Source organism: Enterobacter cloacae complex sp. P27C, from assembly GCF_014895705.1.
GTDB classification, from domain to species: Bacteria; Pseudomonadota; Gammaproteobacteria; order Enterobacterales; family Enterobacteriaceae; genus Enterobacter; species Enterobacter bugandensis.
This window is the reverse complement of the sequence record NZ_JADBQB010000004.1, coordinates 101,863-123,965: the sequence shown is the minus strand read 5'-3', so window position 1 is coordinate 123,965 and position 22,103 is coordinate 101,863. Positions and strand designations below refer to the sequence as shown.

21 protein-coding genes are annotated in these 22,103 nt (G+C 57.7%); 8 read left to right on the top strand and 13 right to left on the bottom strand.

Translation table 11 applies throughout. The features are described from left to right. Positions 1 to 24: 24 nt before the first annotated feature. Positions 25 to 1,680: an alpha,alpha-phosphotrehalase gene (gene treC / locus IM291_RS09340; protein WP_192972025.1), complete on the top strand. Its 1,656-nt coding sequence runs from the start codon at positions 25 to 27 to the stop codon at positions 1,678 to 1,680. Between the two features lie 136 nt (positions 1,681 to 1,816). Beyond that, positions 1,817 to 2,563, top strand: coding sequence for an oligogalacturonate-specific porin KdgM family protein (locus IM291_RS09335; RefSeq protein ID WP_045259644.1), 747 nt, complete (start codon positions 1,817 to 1,819; stop codon positions 2,561 to 2,563). 8 nt (positions 2,564 to 2,571) lie between these two features. On the opposite strand, the gene IM291_RS09330 is transcribed toward IM291_RS09335, so the two are convergent. Beyond that, entirely contained in the window at positions 2,572 to 3,231 is a 660-nt protein-coding gene (locus IM291_RS09330) for a MurR/RpiR family transcriptional regulator (protein WP_041911449.1), read from the bottom strand. 179 nt (positions 3,232 to 3,410) lie between these two features. On the opposite strand from IM291_RS09330, the gene IM291_RS09325 reads away from it, so the two are divergent. The 5 genes from IM291_RS09325 to nrdG all read left to right on the top strand — a co-directional run bounded on the left by IM291_RS09325 (position 3,411) and on the right by nrdG (position 11,048). Further along, positions 3,411 to 4,808 carry a PTS fructose transporter subunit IIC gene (locus IM291_RS09325; protein ID WP_192986704.1) on the top strand — a complete coding sequence of 466 codons (1,398 nt, stop codon included), beginning with the start codon at positions 3,411 to 3,413 and terminating at the stop codon, positions 4,806 to 4,808. 10 nt (positions 4,809 to 4,818) lie between these two features. Continuing rightward, positions 4,819 to 7,416, top strand: coding sequence for a glycoside hydrolase family 38 C-terminal domain-containing protein (locus tag IM291_RS09320; protein WP_192972023.1), 2,598 nt, complete (start codon positions 4,819 to 4,821; stop codon positions 7,414 to 7,416). A gap of 1 nt (position 7,417) precedes the next feature. After that, entirely contained in the window at positions 7,418 to 7,990 is a 573-nt protein-coding gene (locus IM291_RS09315) for a fructose PTS transporter subunit IIA (protein WP_192986702.1), read from the top strand. A gap of 369 nt (positions 7,991 to 8,359) precedes the next feature. Then, positions 8,360 to 10,498 carry an anaerobic ribonucleoside-triphosphate reductase gene (gene nrdD, locus IM291_RS09310; protein WP_192986701.1) on the top strand — a complete coding sequence of 713 codons (2,139 nt, stop codon included), beginning with the start codon at positions 8,360 to 8,362 and terminating at the stop codon, positions 10,496 to 10,498. Between the two features lie 85 nt (positions 10,499 to 10,583). Further along, on the top strand, positions 10,584 to 11,048 hold the full coding sequence (nrdG, locus tag IM291_RS09305) for an anaerobic ribonucleoside-triphosphate reductase-activating protein (RefSeq protein ID WP_048999490.1): 465 nt from the start codon (positions 10,584 to 10,586) through the stop codon (positions 11,046 to 11,048). A gap of 31 nt (positions 11,049 to 11,079) precedes the next feature. Here the strand turns inward: nrdG and IM291_RS09300 are convergent, their stop codons facing one another. The 10 genes from IM291_RS09300 to IM291_RS09255 are packed head-to-tail and all read right to left on the bottom strand — an operon-like array spanning position 11,080 to position 19,654. Then, complete coding sequence (locus tag IM291_RS09300) at positions 11,080 to 12,990, bottom strand: transcription antiterminator (RefSeq protein WP_048999489.1); 1,911 nt, start codon at positions 12,988 to 12,990, stop codon at positions 11,080 to 11,082. Between the two features lie 19 nt (positions 12,991 to 13,009). Continuing rightward, on the bottom strand, positions 13,010 to 14,146 hold the full coding sequence (locus IM291_RS09295) for a lactonase family protein (RefSeq protein ID WP_048999488.1): 1,137 nt from the start codon (positions 14,144 to 14,146) through the stop codon (positions 13,010 to 13,012). Between the two features lie 25 nt (positions 14,147 to 14,171). Beyond that, entirely contained in the window at positions 14,172 to 14,912 is a 741-nt protein-coding gene (locus IM291_RS09290) for a KDGP aldolase family protein (RefSeq protein ID WP_041911457.1), read from the bottom strand. Next, entirely contained in the window at positions 14,909 to 16,027 is a 1,119-nt protein-coding gene (locus tag IM291_RS09285) for a DgaE family pyridoxal phosphate-dependent ammonia lyase (protein ID WP_192986699.1), read from the bottom strand. Before IM291_RS09285 ends, IM291_RS09290 begins: the two co-directional genes overlap by 4 nt. Further along, positions 16,011 to 17,144 (bottom strand): amidohydrolase/deacetylase family metallohydrolase, encoded by a 1,134-nt coding sequence (locus IM291_RS09280; protein WP_192986694.1) that lies wholly within the window; start codon positions 17,142 to 17,144, stop codon positions 16,011 to 16,013. The genes IM291_RS09285 and IM291_RS09280 overlap by 17 nt, the downstream gene beginning before the upstream one ends. A gap of 42 nt (positions 17,145 to 17,186) precedes the next feature. After that, complete coding sequence (locus IM291_RS09275) at positions 17,187 to 17,828, bottom strand: DUF4310 family protein (RefSeq protein ID WP_003856081.1); 642 nt, start codon at positions 17,826 to 17,828, stop codon at positions 17,187 to 17,189. Between the two features lie 13 nt (positions 17,829 to 17,841). Then, positions 17,842 to 18,618: a DUF4311 domain-containing protein gene (locus IM291_RS09270; protein WP_023310182.1), complete on the bottom strand. Its 777-nt coding sequence runs from the start codon at positions 18,616 to 18,618 to the stop codon at positions 17,842 to 17,844. A gap of 22 nt (positions 18,619 to 18,640) precedes the next feature. After that, complete coding sequence (locus IM291_RS09265) at positions 18,641 to 18,940, bottom strand: DUF4312 family protein (protein WP_048999484.1); 300 nt, start codon at positions 18,938 to 18,940, stop codon at positions 18,641 to 18,643. 2 nt (positions 18,941 to 18,942) lie between these two features. Beyond that, positions 18,943 to 19,305 (bottom strand): SFCGS family glycine-rich protein, encoded by a 363-nt coding sequence (locus IM291_RS09260; RefSeq protein ID WP_023293430.1) that lies wholly within the window; start codon positions 19,303 to 19,305, stop codon positions 18,943 to 18,945. A gap of 10 nt (positions 19,306 to 19,315) precedes the next feature. Next, the gene (locus IM291_RS09255; RefSeq protein WP_026080657.1) at positions 19,316 to 19,654 is read right to left on the bottom strand and encodes a PRD domain-containing protein; all 339 of its coding nucleotides are present in this window, start codon (positions 19,652 to 19,654) and stop codon (positions 19,316 to 19,318) included. Between the two features lie 417 nt (positions 19,655 to 20,071). Between IM291_RS09255 and IM291_RS09250 the strand changes: the two genes are divergently transcribed. Further along, the gene (locus tag IM291_RS09250) at positions 20,072 to 20,227 is read left to right on the top strand and encodes a Hok/Gef family protein (protein WP_041911460.1); all 156 of its coding nucleotides are present in this window, start codon (positions 20,072 to 20,074) and stop codon (positions 20,225 to 20,227) included. Between the two features lie 70 nt (positions 20,228 to 20,297). Here the strand turns inward: IM291_RS09250 and cybC are convergent, their stop codons facing one another. Next, a complete protein-coding gene (gene cybC, locus IM291_RS09245) occupies positions 20,298 to 20,684 on the bottom strand; it encodes a cytochrome b562 (RefSeq protein WP_028015297.1) in 387 nt (128 codons plus the stop codon). Between the two features lie 40 nt (positions 20,685 to 20,724). Continuing rightward, complete coding sequence (pmbA, locus tag IM291_RS09240) at positions 20,725 to 22,077, bottom strand: metalloprotease PmbA (RefSeq protein ID WP_032644960.1); 1,353 nt, start codon at positions 22,075 to 22,077, stop codon at positions 20,725 to 20,727. Between the last annotated feature and the right edge of the window lie 26 nt (positions 22,078 to 22,103).

The window sequence follows — 22,103 nt, the reverse complement described above, 5'->3', positions numbered from 1 at the left end:
CCTTCGCATTTGCAGGAACGCATTATGAATACCCTTCCTCACTGGTGGCAGAACGGCGTCATCTACCAGATTTACCCAAAGAGTTTTCAGGACACCACCGGCAGCGGCACCGGCGATCTGCGCGGCGTGACGCAGCGGCTGGATTACCTGAAAACCCTCGGCATCGACGCCATCTGGCTGACGCCGTTTTATATTTCCCCGCAGGTGGATAACGGCTACGACGTGGCGAATTACACCGCCATCGACCCGTCCTTTGGCACGCTGGATGACTTTGACGAGCTGGTTGCAGAAGCGCACGAACGCGGCATTCGCATCGTGCTGGATATGGTGTTTAACCATACCTCCACGCAGCACGCCTGGTTCCGCGAGTCGCTGAACAAAGAGAGCCCGTACCGCCAGTTCTACATCTGGCGCGACGGCACGCCGGAGCAGCTCCCCAACAACTGGCGCTCCAAGTTTGGCGGCAACGCCTGGCGCTGGCACGCCGAGAGCGAGCAGTATTATCTTCACCTTTTCGCGCCCGAGCAGGCGGATCTCAACTGGGAAAACCCGGCGGTGCGCGCCGAGCTGAAAAAGGTATGCGAGTTCTGGGCCGATCGCGGCGTGGACGGCTTGCGTCTGGACGTGATTAACCTCATCTCTAAAGATCAGGATTTCCCGGACGACACCATTGGCGATGGTCGCCGCTTCTACACTGACGGCCCGCGCATCCACGAATATCTCCAGGAGATGAGCCGCGACGTCTTCACCCCGCGCAACCTGATGACGGTGGGCGAGATGTCGTCAACCTCGCTGGAGAACTGCCAGCAGTACGCGTCGCTCGACGGGCGCGAGCTGTCGATGACCTTTAACTTCCACCACCTGAAGGTGGACTACCCCGGCGGCGAAAAGTGGACGAAGGCAAAGCCGGACTTCGTGGCGCTGAAAACCCTTTTCCGCCACTGGCAGCAGGGGATGCACAACAAAGCCTGGAACGCGCTGTTCTGGTGTAACCACGACCAGCCGCGCATCGTGTCGCGCTTTGGCGACGAAGGGGAACACCGCGTTCACGCTGCAAAGATGCTCGGCATGGTGCTGCACGGCATGCAGGGCACGCCGTATATCTACCAGGGTGAAGAGCTGGGCATGACTAACCCGCACTTCAGCCGCATCACCGACTACCGCGACGTGGAAAGCCTGAACATGTTCGCCGAACTGCGGGCCAATGGCCGTGAGCCGGATGAATTACTGGCGATTCTGGCGAGTAAATCCCGCGATAACGGGCGAACCCCAATGCAGTGGGACGCGTCACACAATGCGGGCTTTACCGAGGGCGAGCCGTGGATTGGGGTCTGCGATAACTATGAAACTGTGAATGCCCGTACGGCGCTGGACGACCCGGATTCAGTGTTCTACACCTATCAGTCGCTGATTCGTCTGCGCAAAGCCCTCCCGGTGCTGACGTGGGGAGATTATGAAGATCTCCTGCCGGAACACCCTTCCCTGTGGTGCTATCGCCGCCAGTGGCAGGGCCAGACGCTGATGGTGGTGGCGAACCTGAGCCGAGAGCACCAGCAGTGGCAGCCGGACCCGGTACAGGGCGCATGGCAGGTCGCACTCAGCAACTATGAGGACGTCCCCTCTCGTCCCGATACGCTGCAACTGCGCCCGTTTGAAGCCATCTGGTGGGTGCAGGAATAAACGTCAGGAGATACAGCATGCTGTATCTCCTTTTTTTATGTTTAGCGATACGCTAAATGTACGACGATAACTTTTACATCACGGCGTACCGAAAATAAAAATAGCCCTGCCAATTAAATAACCTCGGCAGGACATGATGAAAAAGACAATTATTAAAGTAACGTGTATTAGCGCATTATTATTGAGCACACAGGGATGGTGCGGAAATACGTCCGTCGACCTTCGCTTTGGCCATAATACGCGCTCTGACGTAAATGATTCACGTATTAAGGTTATGCATCAGGCGGATAACGGTTTTTACTTCTCCGTTGAAGCTGCACAAAACCACAACGATACCTTTTTTGGTGATACCGACCGAAATAATCCCGATGACAAAGGATTAACGGAGGCGGCACAGGAGATTGAAACGCGCTGGCGCTTCAATCTGGGCAATGGCTTTGCCGTTGCGCCTGGCATGGTGACGGTTTTCACCCCCAGTAATACCCACTATCGCCCCTTCATTCAGGGCTGGAAAGCGTTTGATAACGGTCTGAATCTTTCCGCCCGTTACCGTTATAACACCGTCAATGACGCGCACAGCGACAAAGAACTCGACGGCAGCGGCTATACCCGCCGCCAGTCACACCAGTTCGACATTTGGTTCGCGTACAACATTGGCAAATTCGGTATGTCCTACAACCCGCGCTTCCGCTGGCAGGATAATGTCGATCAGGGAACCGGGGATGATACCTACTGGGAGCATACCGTTGCGTTCAACTACCAGCTCGACGATGGCTGGACGCCTTACGTCGAGCTGGTGTCACTGGATAAAACCTATATCAACAATGACGGCAACCATGAAAATGATTATGCCGTACGTCTGGGGATAGTGAAGCAGCTCTGACGGCCTGACTACACCGTATCGTGCTGCAGCAGCCTGCAGCCGATACGGTCCACGGCGCTTAACAGTTCAAGCTGGCCCTCCCGCTGATACAGCGATACCGCGTTAATGTCGATCGATAACGGCCAGCATAGCGTTGAGATCGACGCCAGCGTCGCCCCCTGACGGGTAATTGCAATAATCTTTAAGCCCTTGCGCAGCGCGTTTCGCGCCATTTCTATCAGCGACTGTGTCTCCCCGGATTTGCTGATCAGCACCAGCGTCCCCTTCGATACCCGTGTCAGCTGGTGCATGTCATTCAAAATAAGATGCGGCAGGCTCGCCAGCGATAAAAAGCGCGACAGGTAGTTGAGGCTGGTAAGCGAGGCGCCGCGTGCGTACAGATAGATATGGCTGGAATGGATGAGCAGCCTGGACACCTCCGCCACAATGTCGTCCGCCTGCGGACCCGCGTCGGGCACTGCAGGCGCCGGGGTAAAATGATCGCGTAAAAAACGATACCGAAGCTCGGTATAGCTTTTATACCCCATTTTTTTACACACACGATTAACGGATGTTGTCGTTGTAAAGGTATCACGGGCAATCTCTTTTGCCGAAATATTAGAAATATTACACGCGTGATGCTGAATGTATTCAAATATCAAGCGTTCACTTCCCTGGAATGAATTCATATATTACACCCTGTTTAATCCCGGCATGATATTAACACAACAGAGAAATAGTCTCTGGAAGGCGCTTCACACATTGCATTTACGCGTATCGCGATACGTAATTAGTATTAGCAAACGTTAAAAACTGTTTTAGGTTCTCTTTATACTTTCCCTGTTTTCACATCCAGGGAATTATGACAATGACGAAACAGAAAGTTGTCGCGGTAACGGCCTGCCCGACGGGCATTGCACATACCTTTATGGCGGCGAATAAAATTATTGCATGGGCTAAAGAGCACAATATTGAGGTTAAGGTCGAAACGCAGGGCAGCGACGGCGTTAAAAACCGCTTAACGAAGCAGGATATCGCCTCCGCCACGGCCATTATTCTGGCAACCGACGTCCCCATTCAGGATGCCGAGCGCTTTGAAAACATTCCCCACCTTCAGACCCGCACGCAAGAGCTGATCAAGCATACCGATCGCTATCTGCGTCAGGCGCTTGCCATGGAAAAAAACGTCACGACTGTCGTACATGAAGACGAACTCCAGCCTTCGGCTTACCAGATTTTTATCGGCCATATCATGGCGGCCATCAGCTATATGCTGCCGGTGGTGGTCATGGGCGGGCTGATGATGGCAACGGCCAAAATTACCGGCCAGTTTATTAACATCGACCATTCGCCGTTCAGCGTGCTGGATAAAGTGGGCTTTATGACCATTAAGTTCATGTATCCGGTTTTCGCCATGTATCTGGCGTTTTCCATTGCCGGCAAACCGGCGCTGATCCCCGGACTTATCGGCGGCATCATGTCAGACGAGGTCTACAAGCGCTTCTTTGATATCGAAGGCTTTATGCCGTCCGGCTTTTTCGGCGCGATCGGCATTGGCTTTTTTGTGGGCTATCTGGTGCGCTGGCTGAATGATTCCATTCACGTCCGCCAGCAGCTCACCACCATCAAGACCATGCTGGTCGTCCCACTGATCACCGGCATTACGCTGGTGATGGTCATGGAATATTTGATTAACCCGATTTTTGGCTCGCTTAACCAGCTGATGGTGGTCTTTTTTACCTCGGCAGGTGACACCGGGCGCGGATTCTATTCCGCGATGATCGCCGCAGGCACCGCGTTCGACCTGGGCGGCCCGGTCAACAAGGCGGCAGGCTCAGTCGCGCTCGGCCTGAATGGCATGAGCGAAACGTTTGATCTCACCGCCCGCGAACTCACCATCGTGATCCCCTCTATTGGTGTCGGCTTTGCCGCGTTCCTCAACGGCCGCTTTGGATTACCGGATGTTTTTAGCCGGGAAGAGAAAACCGTCGGGAGTACCTCGTTGCTGTTGGGCGTGATTGGGATCTCCGAAGGCGCGATCCCGTTCATCCTGAAAAACCCACGTCTGATCCCGGTGTTCATGACCGGTGCCGTCGCCGGCGCGCTGGTCGCCATTGCACTCGGCGTGAAGCAGACGCTGCCGCTGCCTGCCATCTGGGGCTGGCCGCTGGCAACCAACGTGGTGGGCTACCTGGCGAGCGTCTTTATTGGCGCACTGATTTGCGCCCTGGGCGTGCTTTACGTCAGCCCAAAGAACGCCAGCTAAGGGGAAGGTTATGAATCAGATCCACGTCATTGCCCATACGCACTGGGATCAGGAGTGGTATTTCACCCGTCAGGACAGCATGGTGCTGGCGTCATATAACTTTGCGGACGTCATCGACACGCTGGAGCAGGACCCGGCTTACAGCTGCTATCACCTTGATGGACAGATGGCGGTGGTAGAGGACTTTCTCGCCATCAATCCCGAGTATCGCACCAGGCTGGAGACGCTGGTCAGAGCGAAAAGGATTTTTGTGGGGCCGTGGTATACCCAGACGGACACCTACAACGTGCATGGCGAATCCATTATCCGCAACCTCAAATACGGCATCTTCTCTGCCCGTAAGCTGGGGCACACCATGCAGGTTGGGTATCTTCCGGATACCTTCGGCCACAATGCGCAGATGCCCACGATTTTGCAGGGCTGCAATATCGACAACATCGTCTTCTGGCGCGGCATCGATCACGACAGACAGGCGAAAAGCAGCCAGTTCCTCTGGCGCGCGCCGTCAGGGGCGACCGTTATCGCCTGCGCGATGGCATTCGGTTATGGCGCGGCTAAAAACATCTCTTCAGACGCGAGCCATTTGCAGGGAAAAATCTTCCCGATGGTTAATCTCCTGCGCTCGCGGGCCGGAATAAATGACCTGCTGCTGCCCTGCGGCGGCGATCAGGTCAGTATCGACCCGGCGCTGCCGAAAATCCTGCAGGTCGCCAGCGCACGCTCCCCGGATGAGGACCATTACGTCATCAGTTCGCTGGAGCGCTACGTCGACATTCTGCGCGCGCAGCGTGAGCAGTTTGAATTCTGGGAAGGAGAGCTGAAATCGCCGCGCTACACCCGCATCCATAAAACGATCGGCTCCGTGCGCTACGACATTAAAAAGAAAAATGATGCAGTTGAGCAGTTCATCCTGCGGCAGCTGGAGCCGACAATCGCCATGGCGCGTCATCAGGGGCTCCCGGTCAACCTCTCGGTGGTCGATACGCTCTGGAAGAAGCTGTTGCGAAGCCATGCCCATGACTCCATCGGCGGCTGTAACAGCGATGCCACCAACCGCGATATTTTGCATCGACTGGAGCAAACCGAACAGCTGTGCCACAGCCTGTGGAACCTGGTGGTAAAAACGCTGGCCGCCGGCTGCGCTCGGGAAGGCGATCTGCTGATTTTTAACCCGCTGGCCACGCAAACGCAGCGCGTGGTGAAAACCACTCTCTATAGCCGCGCTGAAAATATCGCCCTGATGTATCAGGGGCAGGCCATCCCCTTCGACGTCCTGAAAAGAGACGTGTTGCCCGGCGGAACGGCGATCTCCCTTAACGCCGAAGGCGAGTGTGAAACGCCCCTTCCCCCTTATTACCGCTGGCACGTTGCTGTGAAAACACCGGTTCTGCCGCCGGTCGGCTATCTCAGCGTTAACGTTGAAGATGACCCGGCGCCTTTCCGGCAGCCTGAACAGACAACGGGCAGCGAGATAGAGAATGCACAGTACAGATTAACGCTGGACGACGGAACGCTAACTCTGCACGACAAACGCAGTGGCAGATGCATCCCCTCGTTCTTTACCCTTGAAGACTGTGCGGATGCGGGCGACAGCTACGATTTCTCACCGCTTGCGGGCGATACGCCGACGCGATGCGACCATTTCACGCTCGTCGACTGCCTGAAAACGCCGCTTGTCGAAAAGCTGATCGTTGAAGTCACCCTGTTTCTTCCGCCAGATCTCGCCGGACGCCAGGATACTGCCCGAACGCCGTTATCCATTCGTCTGGAGTGTACATTACGCGAAGACGATCCGAACCTGTACGTCGAGGCTTCGCTGGAAAACAGCCACTGCGATCACCGGCTACGTTTACTGATCGGCAGCGATATTCGCACCCGTCACGCTATCGCCTCCCAGCCCTTCGCGATAATCCAGCGCGATACGGGGTGTGAGAGTGGAAACTGGCAGGAGCGCTATCGCGAGATGCCCGTGGATATCGAAACCACCGAAGGCATTATTGCTGTCGCGGAAGCGGGCAAAGCGCTGGTGGTGAATAGTCGCGGTATGAAGGAATTTCAGATTATCGGCAGCGAACCCGCGACGATTGCCCTGACGTTATTTAAAGCGACGGGCGTGCTCGGGCGCAACGATCTCGACTGGCGACCGGGCCGGGCGTCCGGCATTAATAATACGGTGGTTGAGACCCCCGACGCCCAGTTACTGAAACCGCTGCACTTTTCATTTACCGTCGCGCTGGCCGACAACGCCGACCATCTCACGCTTCGCCAGCTGGAAAATCAGGCGGCCGGACAGCCCTTCACCTACCAACGGCAATCGTTACACACGCTCGATCACCGCCTTGAGCGCTTTGCGTTGCGTCTGCCCGAGCATCAGCTTCCGGCACAATTCTCATTATTGACCCTGCCGGAGCCGCTAGTCCTTTCTGCCCTGCCCCATGCGCAACGATCGAATGGCACCGTCGTCCGGGTGTTTAACGCCGGGACGCAGCCGGTTCCCGTCCCGGAAAGTCTGGCGGGGCTACGTCAGATCAACTATCTGGAAGAGCCTGTGCCGCCGGTAACGGCAATCCCCCCTTTCGCAACCTGCGATTTTTTGATGGAGGCTTAATATGAACTTGCTTGCATTGACGCACCCCGATCTGGTTTTTATCAATCCGCCGCACCGTACGCCTGAAGCGCTGATCCGCTGGCTCGCCGAACCGCTCGCCAAGCGAAAAATCATCTGCGATGAAGAAACATTCATCCAGAGCGTGTTACAGCGCGAAAGCGAAGGCCCTACCGCGCTGGGTGAAGCGCTCGCCGTTCCGCACGGTAAAACCGAGGCGGTGCAGCAGGCGGCGTTTTGTCTGGCACTCTTTGACGACCCGATACGCTGGCCGGGGCTGGACGGTGATGAAGAGGTCAGAATGGTTTTCCTGCTCGCCATTCCGCCCGCGGAAGCAGGCAGTACCCATATGCAACTGCTGACGACGCTGACCAGTTTATTGACAGAAGATCGAGTGCGCGCGCAGCTTCTGGCGGCGCGCACCCGGGAAGAGGCGATGTCCGCCCTGAGTGCTGAAGAACCTCAAAAACAGGATGCGGCCCCTGACCGCTCCCTTCTCATTCCGGTGATACTGGGCAGTATCGCTACCGCAGCCTTTTTACAGGCAGGATTGAGCTGGGCCTGCGCGGTGAGTTAACCGAACGGCGCTCAGCATGTACCACGTTGAGCGCTTGTTTTTGTTGAATAATTAATCAGATTTTTCCTTCGCGTCTTTACAAAGGCTGAAGCGCCCGCCGTTTGTACTCTCGTCTTTTTACTTTGTTCTGCGTCAAATAAATCGCAAACTTGTTTGATGCAAATCACTATATGTAGAACTTAAAATGCACGCCGACCCAACATCTTGTATTAATCGTCTACTATTCCAACAACAAGACGGCGCTTACGCTGGCCGGAATTGTGGATAACATGAGCTGGGAACGGGGGAAGTCTTTGGCCTGGCGGGGAATACGTCCGGTGAATACTTCTCCACCTCTGTGGATAACCTGTTTTTAAAAATGGAGTGATCATGACACCGCATGTGATGAAACGTGATGGCTGTAAAGTGCCGTTTAAATCAGAGCGCATCCAGGAAGCCATTCTGCGTGCAGCTAAAGCAGCGGGAGTCGATGACGCAGATTACTGCGCCACCGTCGCAGAAGTCGTTAGCAGCCAGATGACTGAACGCAGCCAGGTCGATATCAACGAGATCCAGACCGCGGTTGAAAACCAGCTGATGGCTGGCCCCTACAAACAGTTAGCCCGCGCCTACATTGAGTATCGCCACGATCGCGACGTGCAGCGTGAGAAGCGCGGTCGTCTGAATCAGGAGATCCGTGGCCTGGTGGAGCAGACCAACTCTGCCCTGCTCAATGAAAACGCCAACAAAGACAGCAAAGTGATCCCGACCCAGCGCGATCTGCTGGCCGGTATCGTCGCCAAACACTATGCCCGCCAGCATCTGCTGCCGCGCGACGTGGTCTCGGCACACGAGCGCGGCGAGATCCACTATCACGACCTCGATTACTCGCCGTTCTTCCCGATGTTCAACTGCATGCTGATCGACCTGAAAGGCATGCTGACCCAGGGCTTTAAAATGGGTAACGCCGAGATTGAACCGCCTAAGTCGATCTCCACGGCGACAGCGGTAACGGCACAGATCATCGCTCAGGTGGCGAGCCACATTTATGGCGGGACCACCATTAACCGTATTGACGAAGTGCTGGCCCCGTTCGTGACGGCGAGCTTCAACAAGCATCGGAAAACTGCCGAAGAGTGGCAGATCCCGGACGCGGACGGCTATGCGCGCTCCCGTACCGAAAAAGAGTGCTACGACGCGTTCCAGTCGCTGGAATATGAAGTGAACACGCTGCACACCGCCAACGGGCAGACGCCGTTTGTGACCTTCGGTTTTGGCCTGGGCACCAGCTGGGAATCACGCCTGATCCAGCAGTCCATTCTGCGCAACCGTATTTCCGGCCTCGGCAAGAACCGCAAAACCGCGGTGTTCCCGAAACTGGTGTTCGCCATCCGCGACGGCCTGAACCACAAGTTTGGCGATCCGAACTACGACATCAAACAGCTGGCGCTGGAGTGCGCGAGCAAGCGCATGTACCCGGACATTCTGAACTACGACCAGGTGGTAAAAGTCACCGGCTCGTTTAAAACGCCTATGGGCTGCCGCAGCTTCCTCGGGGTGTACGAGGATGAAAACGGCGAGCAGATCCACGACGGGCGTAACAACCTGGGCGTCATCAGCCTGAACCTGCCGCGCATCGCGCTGGAGGCCAAAGGCAATGAAGCTGAATTCTGGAAACTGCTGGATGAACGCCTGCAGCTGGCGCGTAAGGCGCTGATGACCCGTATCGCACGCCTTGAAGGGGTGAAAGCCCGCGTGGCGCCCATCCTCTATATGGAAGGGGCCTGCGGCGTGCGGCTGAAGGCGGACGACGACGTGTCCGAGATCTTCAAAAACGGCCGCGCGTCGATTTCGCTGGGCTATATCGGCATCCACGAAACCATCAACGCCCTGTCTGGCGACGCGCATATGTACGACAGCGCGGCCCTGCGCGAAAAAGGCATTGCGATTGTCCAGCGCCTGCGCGACGCGGTTGACCAGTGGAAAGAGGAAACTGGCTACGGGTTTAGCCTCTACAGTACGCCGAGCGAGAACCTGTGCGACCGCTTCTGCCGTCTGGACACCGCCGAGTTCGGGATTGTGGAAGGCGTGACCGACAAAGGGTACTACACCAACAGCTTCCACCTCGACGTGGAGAAAAAGGTAAACCCGTACGACAAGATCGACTTCGAAGCGGCCTATCCGCCCATCGCCAGCGGCGGGTTCATCTGCTACGGCGAGTACCCGAACATTCAGCACAACCTGAAGGCGCTGGAAGACGTGTGGGATTATAGCTATCAGCACGTGCCGTATTACGGGACCAATACGCCAATCGACGAATGCTACGAGTGTGGCTTTACCGGTGAGTTCGAGTGTACGAGCAAAGGCTTTACCTGCCCGAAATGCGGCAACCACGATGCAGCCCGTGTCTCCGTGACCCGCCGCGTGTGCGGCTATCTCGGCAGCCCGGATGCCCGTCCGTTTAACGCCGGCAAGCAGGAAGAGGTGAAGCGCCGGGTGAAACATCTGGGGAGTGGGCAGATCGGTTGAGCCACTGCCACATTTATGCCCGGTGGCGCTACGCTTGCCGGGCCTACAATCCGCACTCACACTGTACCCGGCTTGGTTAACCGCTATGAACTACCATCAGTACTACCCCGTCGATATTGTCAACGGCCCCGGCACCCGCTGCACCCTGTTCGTTTCAGGCTGCGTTCACGAGTGCCCAGGCTGCTACAACAAAAGCACCTGGCGCGTAAATTCCGGCATGCCGTTTACCGCTGAAATGGAAGACCGCATCATCAACGACCTGAACGACACGCGCATCAAACGCCAGGGGATTTCGCTCTCCGGCGGCGATCCGCTCCATCCGCAAAACGTGCCGGAGATCCTGAAGCTGGTGAAGCGCATCCGCCGCGAGTGCGCGGGAAAAGATATCTGGGTCTGGACGGGATATAAGCTGGATGAGCTGAATGCAGCTCAGAAGGAAGTTGTGGATTTAATTAACGTGCTGGTGGACGGCAAGTTCGTGCAGGATTTAAAAGACCCGGCCCTGATCTGGCGCGGCAGCAGCAACCAGGTTGTGCATCATTTGCGGTGAATGAAGGCGGATAACCTCTATCCGCCTGGCCTCAAAACCGGCTCAAACTCTCCATCGCCTCAGCCTTAAACGCCGCAAAATCCTCGCACTGGCACAGGCGCGTCATCGCGCGTTCTCGCAGGAAAGTGACGAAGATGTCGTAAATCGCCATCGCCTCTTCGTACTCGCTTTTGCTGATGGCGAGCAGGAAGATGACGTGCGCCGTTTCATCCCCCCACTGAATACCCTGCGGAGCCAGCACCGTATAGACCACCGTTTTCTGTGCCAGCAGGCCGAGGGAGTGCGGCAGCGCGATACCGTCGCCGAGCATGGTGCTGACGATAGCTTCACGCTCAACGACCGAATCCAGAAACTCCGCGCCGACAAAGCCTTCGGCCTCAAGCTGTTCACACAGCTCGCGGAACAGCGTTTGCTGGTCAACAGGCTTGTCGAGAATGCGGAAATGGGCCGCGTCGAAATATTTCTCCAGCATCCACGGGCGGGTGCGGTCCACCAGCACCAGCTTGCCGATCTGCTCTAACTGATAATCGGTCGGGAACGGGGCGATCGTCACCACCGGTTTAGATTTTTCACTCACGCGGGCGGTGGAGATGACAAAGTCTTCACCGATGGCATCCGCCAGCTCGTACTCGCGCAGAGTGAGCGTGCGCGTCACCTCGATCTGCGGGTATTTGCGCTGGAGCACCGCCTCGATCATGCGCACCATCGCATTACCGGCGTCGCACACCAGCAGCACGCGCGGCTGGCGCTGGTAGCCGATGTTATAGTGGCGCTCCAGCCCCACGCCGATGTGCAGCACCAGAAAACCAATCTCGTTTTCGCTGATCGCATATGGCGTGTATTTCCCCCAGCTCGACACCGCCGCGAGGGTCATATCCCACGCCATCGGATAGTGCTGCTTGATGTTGTCCAGCAGCGGATTGGGGATCATGATTTGATAGCGCACGCGGGTGATCATGGTTTTGATGTGCGTGAGCAGATCGGCGTGCAGCTGCGCGTCGCTGAGCAGGTTGTAGTTATAGTGGGTGTTGATGTAGCGCAGGATATAGTTGACCAGCGCTTCGTCGTCGTCGGCGTTAATCGCGCTGGGGGCAATCTCCTGAATCTGCCGCGCCGCGATGTGGACGCACAGCCAGCTCTCTTCCGATGGCGCAAGCGCCTTGCCCGCCAGCTCCTGAATGGCCACCGCGATATCCTTCGCCGCCTCGCGCACGTTCTCTTCCACGTCTTCCGCGTGGAATTCCGGCAGCGGATACCCCTCGCTGATGCGCCGCACCGACACCGCGCAGTACAGGCGCAGGAACAGTTCGCCTTCGTCGGTCAGACGAATGTGATGGCGGGTGAGCGCGTCGTGAAGCACGACCACCATCTGCTCCGGTACCCCAGCGTTGAGCGCGACCTCCGTCACCAGCGGGTTAAGGCTGTCCTGCTGCGCCAGCTCCCACAGAAGATCGGTCAGGCAGGCGCGGACCGACATCTCGCTGCCAAACAGCTTCATGCCGTGGCGCGGGCGGGTTTCCAGCGTCAGGTTATAGCGCTGGAACCACTCGCGCACTTCCACCATGTCGCTCTGCAAGGTGGCGCGGCTGACAAACCACTCGTCGGCCAGATCTTCAAGCTTAAGTGAAAACGCCGACGTCAGGAAACGCACCACCAGATAGTGCACGCGCTCCGGTCCCGTTCGGGGAATACGCAGTGCACGCGGGTGCGATGCCTGCAGCTGCTGATAGCGCTCGGCATCGTCAATTTTAAGCTGGTAGCCGTTACCCCGGCTCAGAATAAACTGCGCGCCGTGGCTCGCCAGCAGCGCGTTCAGGGCGGTGATATCTGCGCGGACGGTTCGCGTGGAGACCGACAGCCGCTGCGCCAGCTCGTCCTGCGGCAGCGTCTCGTTTTGCAACAGATCGAAAAGTTGCGCTAAACGTTGGTTCGGAAATCGCACGTCGTTGTCCTCTTACTGCTCAGGGTGAAATGACCATCTGGGATGGGCTGCCGACCGGGGTATAGTCTGGCTCGGCGCTCAGCTTGCCGTCCGGCGCCACGCGGAAACGGGTAATGTTGTCGCTGCGCTGGTTCATGACGTACAGCCAGCGGCCCTGCTGATCGAGCGTCAGGGTGCGCGGGTAGTCGCCGCGCGTCCAGACATCCTCCTGATGCGTCAGCGTGCCCTCCGCTGTTACGGTAAAGTGCCCGATGCTGTTATGCAAACGGTTCGCCACATACAGCTGTTTACCATCGGCGCTTAGCGCCAGCCCGGCAGCAAAACTGGTGCCTTTGTAACCGTCCGGCAGGGCAGAGACCGTTTTGCCCTCTTTCAGCCTGCCGTTGCTGTCCAGCGCATAATGGGTGAGCGTAGAGGCCTCTTCGTTAATCAGCCACAGGGCATCGCCTTTCGGCGTAAAGACGAAGTGGCGCGGACCGGCACCTTTCGAAGAGGCGCTGATAAACGGCGGATCGTTCGGCGTTAGCTTTCCGGTTCGATCGTCAAAGCGGTACTGATAGATACGATCCAGCCCAAGATCGGTGGAAAAAACGTGCTTCCCGCTCGGATCGGCGGCGATCATGTGCGCATGCGGGCCGTTGTGATCGCTGATCGCGAAACTGCCCTCAACGGCCGCTTCCGGCTTCGCCGCGCCCGGTTCGCCCTGGTCCTGATGTCTGTCCGTCGCGTCACCCAGGCTGCCGTCCGCGTTGACGGGCAAAACGGCAATCGATCCGCTGACGTAGTTCGCCACCAGCAGATGCTTGCCGTTTGGCGTTAGCGAAAGATAAACCGGCCCGGCGCCGCCGGAGGACACCTGATTCAGTTCGCTCAGCTCACCGTTATCGCCGACGCGCAGCGCCTGCACCACGCCCTGCTCCACTTCGCTTGCCAGATACAGCGTTTTACCGTCTTGCGAAAGGGTCAACTGCGCCGCGTTCGGCAGTTTGCTCACCAGCGTTTTATCGTCCAGCGCGCCGGTTTGCGGGTCGACGGTAAAACGGTACAGCCCTTCACCGTTCGGATTATAGGTGCCCACCCAGGCGTATTGCGTCTGGGCGATGGCGGCGGTGGCGAGCATTGAGAGTGAAGCGACAAGCAGGTTACGGGTGTGCATGGTGGCTCCTTTATATGTGTGAGTTCTACTTCACCAGCTTCTTCGTCATCGCCAGCAGCGTACGCACATCTTCCGGACGCGTATCGCCGCTGGCTTTGTCGATAATTGAACTGTAGATGTGCGGGATGATTTTGCTCACGCCCGCGTCGAGGGCGATCTGCAGGATCGCCTCATAGTTTTCCAGATCGATACCCCCCGTCGGCTCCAGCCAGAAGTCGTGACGGGCGCAGGCTTCCGCCACCGCCTGGTATTCGTCACGGCACTTGAGGCCGCCCATCGGGAAGTACTTGATCGAGCTGCCGCCGAAGTCTTTCAGCAGGGCAATCGCCGTTTCAACCGGCACGATGCCGTCCGGCGCTTTGCTGCTCAGCGGGCCGGTGGAGATTTTCACCATGCCGACGGTACCGGTCGGAGAGACCAGGCCATTGACCACCGATTCATTCTGCCCCAGCAGCGCGCGGCTCGCTGCCACGCCGGTGAAGACCTGATTAACGTGCTGCGGCTGCACCTGGCGGGAGATCTCGCTCACCATCGCCGACTGGTTCGGATCGCCCGCGCCGAGGCCCACGGAGAGCGCGTTATCAATCAGCGCCGCGTACTCGCGCATATCCGCGACCGCGCTCGCCACGTCCGGGTAATTTTTGGAGAGCACGCCCACCAGCACGTGACCTTCCGCCGCCTCGTAAATGGCGCTGGCGTTGGCCTTTGAGCCGGCCAGCACGTTCAGGCAGACGCGATCACGGTAAAAATTTGGGGTCAGTTTCATGCGTTTTTCTCCTGTCCTAATACTTCACTAATGCGGCGGTAGACGATGTTCAGCTGGTCAGCACTTACGCTGCGCACGTCCGCTTCGATAATCCCTTCGTTGGCCTTGTAGCCACGGAAATAGATGGCGTATTCGCCCTGCTTGAGCGCGTTCACCAGGTCACCCGTGCCGACGCCTGTGGTGGCTTCGTCGAACTTAATTTCGGTGCGGGCGATATCGCGACCCGCGCTGTCCCAGACCACGCGCGCGGTGACGCCGTTCAGGGTGTTGAGCGCGTCGATAAACGGCGTCATCTTCGCCACCATCTCGGCACCGCTTTCTTTGGTGGCCGTCAGGTAGTGTTCGATGGCGCAGGTCAGGCCGAGGATCCCCTCTTTACCCACCTTCATGGCGCGGCCAATGCCCGCCGTCTGGCACTTCACCCACTCAACGTACTGGGTTTTGCCGATCACCAGGCCGCTGGTTGGCCCCTCGATCGCTTTCGCGCCGCTGTAAATCACCAGATCCGCGCCGGAGCGGTAGTACACGTGCAGATCTTCTTCCGCCGCGGCATCGACGATCAGCGGCAGGGAGTGTTTACGTGCGACGACTGCCGCCTGCTCGACGCTGAGCATGCTTTTCTGCACGCAGTGGTGCGATTTGATGTAGAGGATCGCCGCGGTGCGCGGGGTGATGGCCGCCGCCAGCTGGTCGGCGGAACATTCGTTGGCATAACCCGCTTCCACCAGCTTGCCGCCGCCCAGCGCCACCATGGTGCCGACCGGCGCGCCAAAGTTAACGTTGTGGCCTTTCGGCAGGACGATTTCATTGTTCTCGATAGGGGTAACGTGCAGGTTTTCCAGCAGCCAGTCGCTGTCTTTTACCAGCACCGCCGCCACGGACTGGGCGATGCCCGCCGACGCGCAGGAGACCACCGTCGCGCCTTCCACATCCAGCAGCTTCGCGATGTATTCCCCGGTTTTATTGACCAGATCCTTCATCTCGAAGTAATGATTCATGCCGTCCATCGCCGCCTGCACTACTTCCGGGCGCGGCGTGGAGACGCCCAGCGCCGTCATGCGGCCAGAGGTGTTGATAACCTGCTTTAAATTATACTTCTCATAAATCGAAGGCATGTTCCGTGCTCCCTTGTTCGGTCATGTAGCCCTTGCCCGCGCGGATCGCGGCAAGCGGCACCAGAATATATTCAGCCTGCAGGCTGTCGTTTTCAGCGTCCGTCAGCACCGTTGGCTGGCGTTTAATCGTGAACAGCGTCAGGTCGGCGTCGAGACCCGGCTGGATGCGGCCCTTGCGCGACAGGCGCAGGCCGTCGGCGGCGTTCGAGGTCACGCAGTCAATCACCTGCGGCAATGACATGCCAATGGCGAGAAACTTCGACATCACGCTTGCCAGCGAGCCCACCGGACCGTTGATGCGGTTGCGGCAGTAGATATCCGAGCTGATGGTGTGCGGCAGAATGCCCATCGCGATGGCGCGTTTCGCCACCTCAAAGCTGAAGCTCGCCGTACCGTGTCCGACGTCCAGACGCACGCCGCGCTTAAGGGCAGAGGTGATGGAGGCGCGCAGCTCGCCGGACGGCGTCAGAATGCGGTTAGGCTTGCCGTTATAGCAGTGGGTAATGATGTCGCCGGAGCTTAACAGCTCGGCGATTTCATCGAGGTTCGGCGGGTTATTGCCGATGTGCACCATCAGCGGCAAGTCGCCATTCTCTTTCTGGATGGCTTTGGCGCGCTCCAGCGGCGTAATGCCGTTTTCACCGACCACGCTGCTGCTCATGCGCGCCTTCAGGCCGACGATAAAATCAGGGTGGCGCTTCACCGCCTGCTTCACCGCATCGGCGTCAATGTTTGCCATGTTGGCCAGTTCGTTCTGGGCAATCAGCCCCACGCGGGAGATATTCAACAGGGCAAAGACGTCGGTGGAGGCTTTACGGGTGATTTCATAAAAATCGTCCACGTCGTCGGCCCCGGTACTGCCCGCGTCCACCACGGTAGTAACGCCGGTGGCAATGCCCACGCTGTCCGGCTCGTCGTGGTAAATCGGTGAGTTCGGGTAGCAGTGAACGTGGGAGTCAATCCAGCCCGCGCTAACGTACACGTCACCGTTAAGCTCAACCGTTTTACGGGCGGGAGCGTCAATTTCGCCCGTCGCTGCGATCTTCCCGTCCTGAATGGCGATATCGGTCAGGGTATCGTCGGCGAGGCGCGCACGGCGCAGGAGTAAATCAAACATGAGGATCTCCTGATAGGGCGGGCGCCGGAGCGCCCGCGGGTATTAAAGGGCGACCGGGAACAGCCATCCCAAAATCATTGCGCCGAGGATGGCGCCACCGGTAATCGGCTTCTGCCAGATGTAGAACAGCAGCGCGCCGACCAGCGAACCGACGCCGATTGGAATGGAGGCGGTCATCGCGCTGAGGATAATCAGCGGCCCGAGGAAGCGGCCGGAGGCGTTACCCGCGCCCATCATCACGTCTGCGCCGTAGGTGGAGTTGCTCTGGTTGATGGTGAACTTACGCGCCAGGATGATGACGTAGCCAATCGCCAGACCAATCACCAGGCCGGTAATCAGCGAGGCAATGAAGTTGGTCACCGGGAACATGATCCCCGCGCCCAGCAGCAGCGCCGGTACGCCGAGGCCCACGCCGGTCTGGATCGCCCCACCGATGTCGAGAATACCCACCAGCGACCCTTCAATAATGCGGGCGAACAGGAAGCTCGCGCCGAACGCCGCCACCGCGCCGTAGACGCCGGTATCGATGCCCGCTTTCAGCATCGCCACGAAGGCCACTTCGTTAAACGCGCCGATGCCGTAGAGGTAGTACATGTGCGTCCCGGCGAAGACGCCGGAGGAGAGCAGGCCAACGAAGATCGGGAACGACCAGTCGGCATACCAAAAACCTTTATTCTGTTCCATTTAGAGGCTCCTGTTATTTACCGCTGAGCGAGTTGTGGATCATGTCGAGCCAGTTCGGCACGGTCAGATGGAAGGATTCGATCATCTTCATGTCGAAGCCGCGGAAGAAGCCGCTCAACACGAACAGCAGCACGATCGCCGCCATCATCACTTTGGTGACGTGGTTCCAGCCGCTCTCCTCAACGCCTTTACCGATCAGGATGCCGAGAACCAGACCCGGTACGGCGTTCCCCATGATCAGCTGCGCCGCGCCGCCAAAGATGGTGGCCCAGAAGCCCGATTTTTTACCCGCGTCGATGGCCGCCAGCCAGAAGATCACCGGCATCACGGTGTTAACCAGCAGGTTCGCGGCAGGCACCAGCACCTTCACGGCGGTAACCTGAAGCGCTGCCGGCACGGAGGAGGCGGTCAGGTTCAGGAAGGTGACGACGAGCATGCCAATCACGCCGCAGGCAATCGCCATTTTGCGGGGATCGTGCAGCGTTTCGCCGACGTTACGGTTTTTGATCATCAGTGCAGCAGCACCCCAGTTCGGGATGATGCGGTGGTCAACGTCCTGTGTGAAGGCACCTGCAGCCACGGAAGAGGCCCAGGCGTTAAAGAAGAAACCTAACCCAAAGGAGAAGTGGGACGCCGGATCCCCTTCACAGGAGTTCAGTTCCCCCAACGTACGAAACGCGCCCATACCCTGAGTGGTAGGCGCATGAAACATGCGTGCAGCCCCGGCTCCGACACCGACGCCAACCAGGCCGCCAATGATGAGCGATTTTATTAATATAATTAAGAACATCAGTCTGCCCTTTTATGAATAATCAGCGTTGCGTGACGAAATCCACCCGGTCAAGATTGATGGCGGTCACGTTGACGGTCACATCCAGCTCCACGCTGTAGGTGCGTCTTTCCCGGCGCAAAAAGAAGAACAGAAACGCTTCTTTACGCACCGCTTCTTGCGCCTGAACAACCTGCACATCCTGTGGCTCAATACGCAGTAAGATATGCGGTGAGGTTTTCATCACCGCGGCCTGAACGTGGTTGAGGGCGTCGGCAAAGGCGCGCGCTTTGGCGTCGCCCTTCCCCTTCACTCTCACCGTGGTTGTGAACTGTTCTTTCATGCTTATGCGCCGTATTTCTTCTGCCACGCCTGCACCAGACGCTCGCCCAGCTCTTCTTTATCCATAAAGCCAAAGCCCAGCACGTTGCAGCCTTCGTTGATGGCGGTCACGCCCTCTTCCACGGAACGCATGCCGTATTTGGCCTTGTAGCCATATTTGGTTTGGGCGGTGATGGCGCCCGCGCCGCCGCTGCCGCAGAAGGAGATGCCGAAGGTGGCGTTTTCCGCTTTCATTACGTCGCCGAGCTTCATGTCCGCCGCCATGCCCGGCACAACCACTGCGCGTCCACCTGCTTTTTCCACACCCGCAGCCACTTTCTGACCTTTACCCAGGCGATCGCCAATCACGACTGTAATCTGTTCCATGTGTTGCTCCTTAAAGGTTGTCTTTCGCGACTTCAAAGTGAACGGAGAGCAGCCAGGCCTCTTCATCAGGAAGGTTGCCAAACTGCGCCACCACTTCACGGGCAAGCTGCATTGAATCTGGTGAAATTTCGTCGAACAGCTCTGCTTCAACCTCCGGCAGCGGCTCGCCGGTCACGGACCGGTGCGCCATTGCGCGAACGTGGGAGGTGAGCATCTGCTCCTGTACCGCATTGGGGATGATGTTGTGCCGGGCCAGCAGGGCATAAACCTGCTGCAGCATGGTGTTCGCGAGCTGTTCTGTTTGCACCGCCTGTTCCCCAACGTCGTTCATTACCGCTCCGTTAATCACTCGTCTTACCCCGTTAATGGCTCTGGAATAAAACTAACGTTGGGCGTGAAGGGTTTGTAGCGAGTTGTTTTCCACTTCGAAGTGGAAAGGCGAGCCGCAGCAGTGATCTGTGCCACATAAATATGGTGAATCTGGATTAACGGCCGCATTTACGTGATGAATATCACGCTATTAAGCGGCACTAAACAGGTAAGCGGAGTGGAAAAGTTTACGAGCAGGCTCGTAGAAATGTGACGTGGATAAGGTTTTCTTATGGGGATTCGCTAGAGTGGCTGCGGGTGCTTGAGACTGACCGTCTCAGGCATGGGACGGAAAGTGGAAAGCCCCGCCTGATAGAAAATCAGGGCGGGGGCTCGAAACGACACGTCACGACCGTGGAGTTCGCTACCTCGCCCGCTTTAAAGCAAGGAGGCATCCATGAAACGCCAATCCCCAATTATCCGGGTTTCGATGATTGTTGCTTTGACAATAATCATCTTAACGCTGGTGACGAGGAAAACACTGTGCGAGATCCGTTTTCGAAACGGCTCGCTTGAAGTGACAGCGCGGATGGATTGTCGCTCCGGCCAGTAGGGAGCAAGGATGCGGGGGCGCTTAGTGCGCCTCCGCATACGGAGGAAGGACGTACAGCTCAGGCACCCAATTAACGGTATTTCTTGTGATACGTGTTGCGCGTCGCCACAAACTGGTCGGCCGCCGCCTGGGCTTCCTTCACTTTGCCTTCGTTAGCCAGCTTCAGCGCGCCGTCGATCTGACCGACCAGCACATCAAAGCCGTGGCGATAGTCTTTCATCTCTGCGCTGTCTGCCGCTTTGCTTTCCAGCTTTGGCGGCGTCGCTTTTTGCGCGTCCAGCGCCGCTTCACGCATTTTGGTCAGTGCGCCTTTCATTTCCGCCGCATTGTCCGTTTTCTGCACTACCTTCAGGTTTTGACTGAGGATGTCCATGTTGTCTTCGAGATCGGCAGCAAACGCAGAAGAGCCAAGAACCAGCGTTGAAGCCGCGACGATCGCTAACAGGTGTTTACGCATTGCTCACTTCCTTTTTTATTATTAAAACGCTTTTCGGGTATTACTGGCCGGCGATTTTCATTTCCGGCAGTAATACAGAACCACACTGTATATTGCTACGTGTTTCAATATCGTTACCGACCGTAACGATATTGCGCCACATGTCCTTCAGGTTTCCGGCGATGGTAATTTCACTCACCGGATACTGAATTTCGCCGTTTTCGACCCAGAAGCCTGCCGCACCGCGAGAGTAGTCGCCGGTGATGCCGCTTACGCCCTGGCCCATCAGCTCGGTGACCACCAGACCGGTGCCCATCTCTTTCAGCATCTGCTCGAAGTTCAGGCCCTGACCGGCAATGCGCCAGTTGTGGATCCCGCCCGCGTGCCCGGTGCTTTTCAGCCCCAGCTTGCGTGCGGAGTAGTTGGTCAGCAGCCACTGGGTCAGAATGCCGTCTTTAACAATATCGCGGCGTTCCGTGCGCACGCCTTCGCTGTCGAATGGCGTGGAGGCCAGCCCTTTCAGCAGGTGCGGATGTTCTTCGATAGTCAGCCACTCCGGCAGGATCTGCTTGCCCAGCGAGTCGAGCAGGAAGGTCGATTTACGGTACACCGAGCCGCCCGCGATAGCGCCCACCAGATGACCAAACAGGCCGGTCGCCACTTCATTGGCAAAAATGACCGGGGCCTTCATGGTGGAGAGTTTACGCGGCGACAGGCGAGACAGCGTGCGTTCGGCACACTCTTTGCCCACCCACTCAGGAGACTGCAAATCCCCCAGCGCGCGGCCAATGGTGTAGGCGTAGTCACGCTCCATGTCGCCGTTCTCTTCGGCAATCACGCAGCTTGAAAGCGAGTGACGGGTGGAGCAGTAGCCCTGCAGCATGCCGTGGCTGTTGCCGAAAACTTTGATGCCGTAGTGGCTGTTGAAGCTGCCGCCTTCGGTATTCGTGATGCGCTTGTCAGCCTGCAAAGACGCCTGCTCGGCGCGCGCGGCCAGCTCAATCGCTTCATCCGGCGTGACTTCAGCCGGGTGGAACAGATCGAGATCCGGCGCGTCAAACGCCAGCAGATCTTTATCCGCCACGCCTGCGTAAGGATCCGGAGAGGTGTAACGGGCGATATCCAGCGCCGCCTGCACCGTGCGGGCGATGGCATCCGGGCTGAGATCGGTGGACGACGCGCTGCCTTTGCGGTTCTGGTGATACACCGTGATCCCAAGCGCGCCATCGCTGTTAAATTCTACATTCTCCACTTCGCCATAGCGGGTGCTCACGCTAATGCCAGTGGTTTTGCTGACCGCCACTTCGGCGCCATCTGATTTACCTGAAGCGAGCGTCAGCGCGGTGGAGACGGCTTCTTCCAGAATCTTACGCTGCGCTTCAACTTGTGAGGTTACTTTCATCGCAAATGCCATACTGTAAGAGAGAGTTAAGTGAAGTC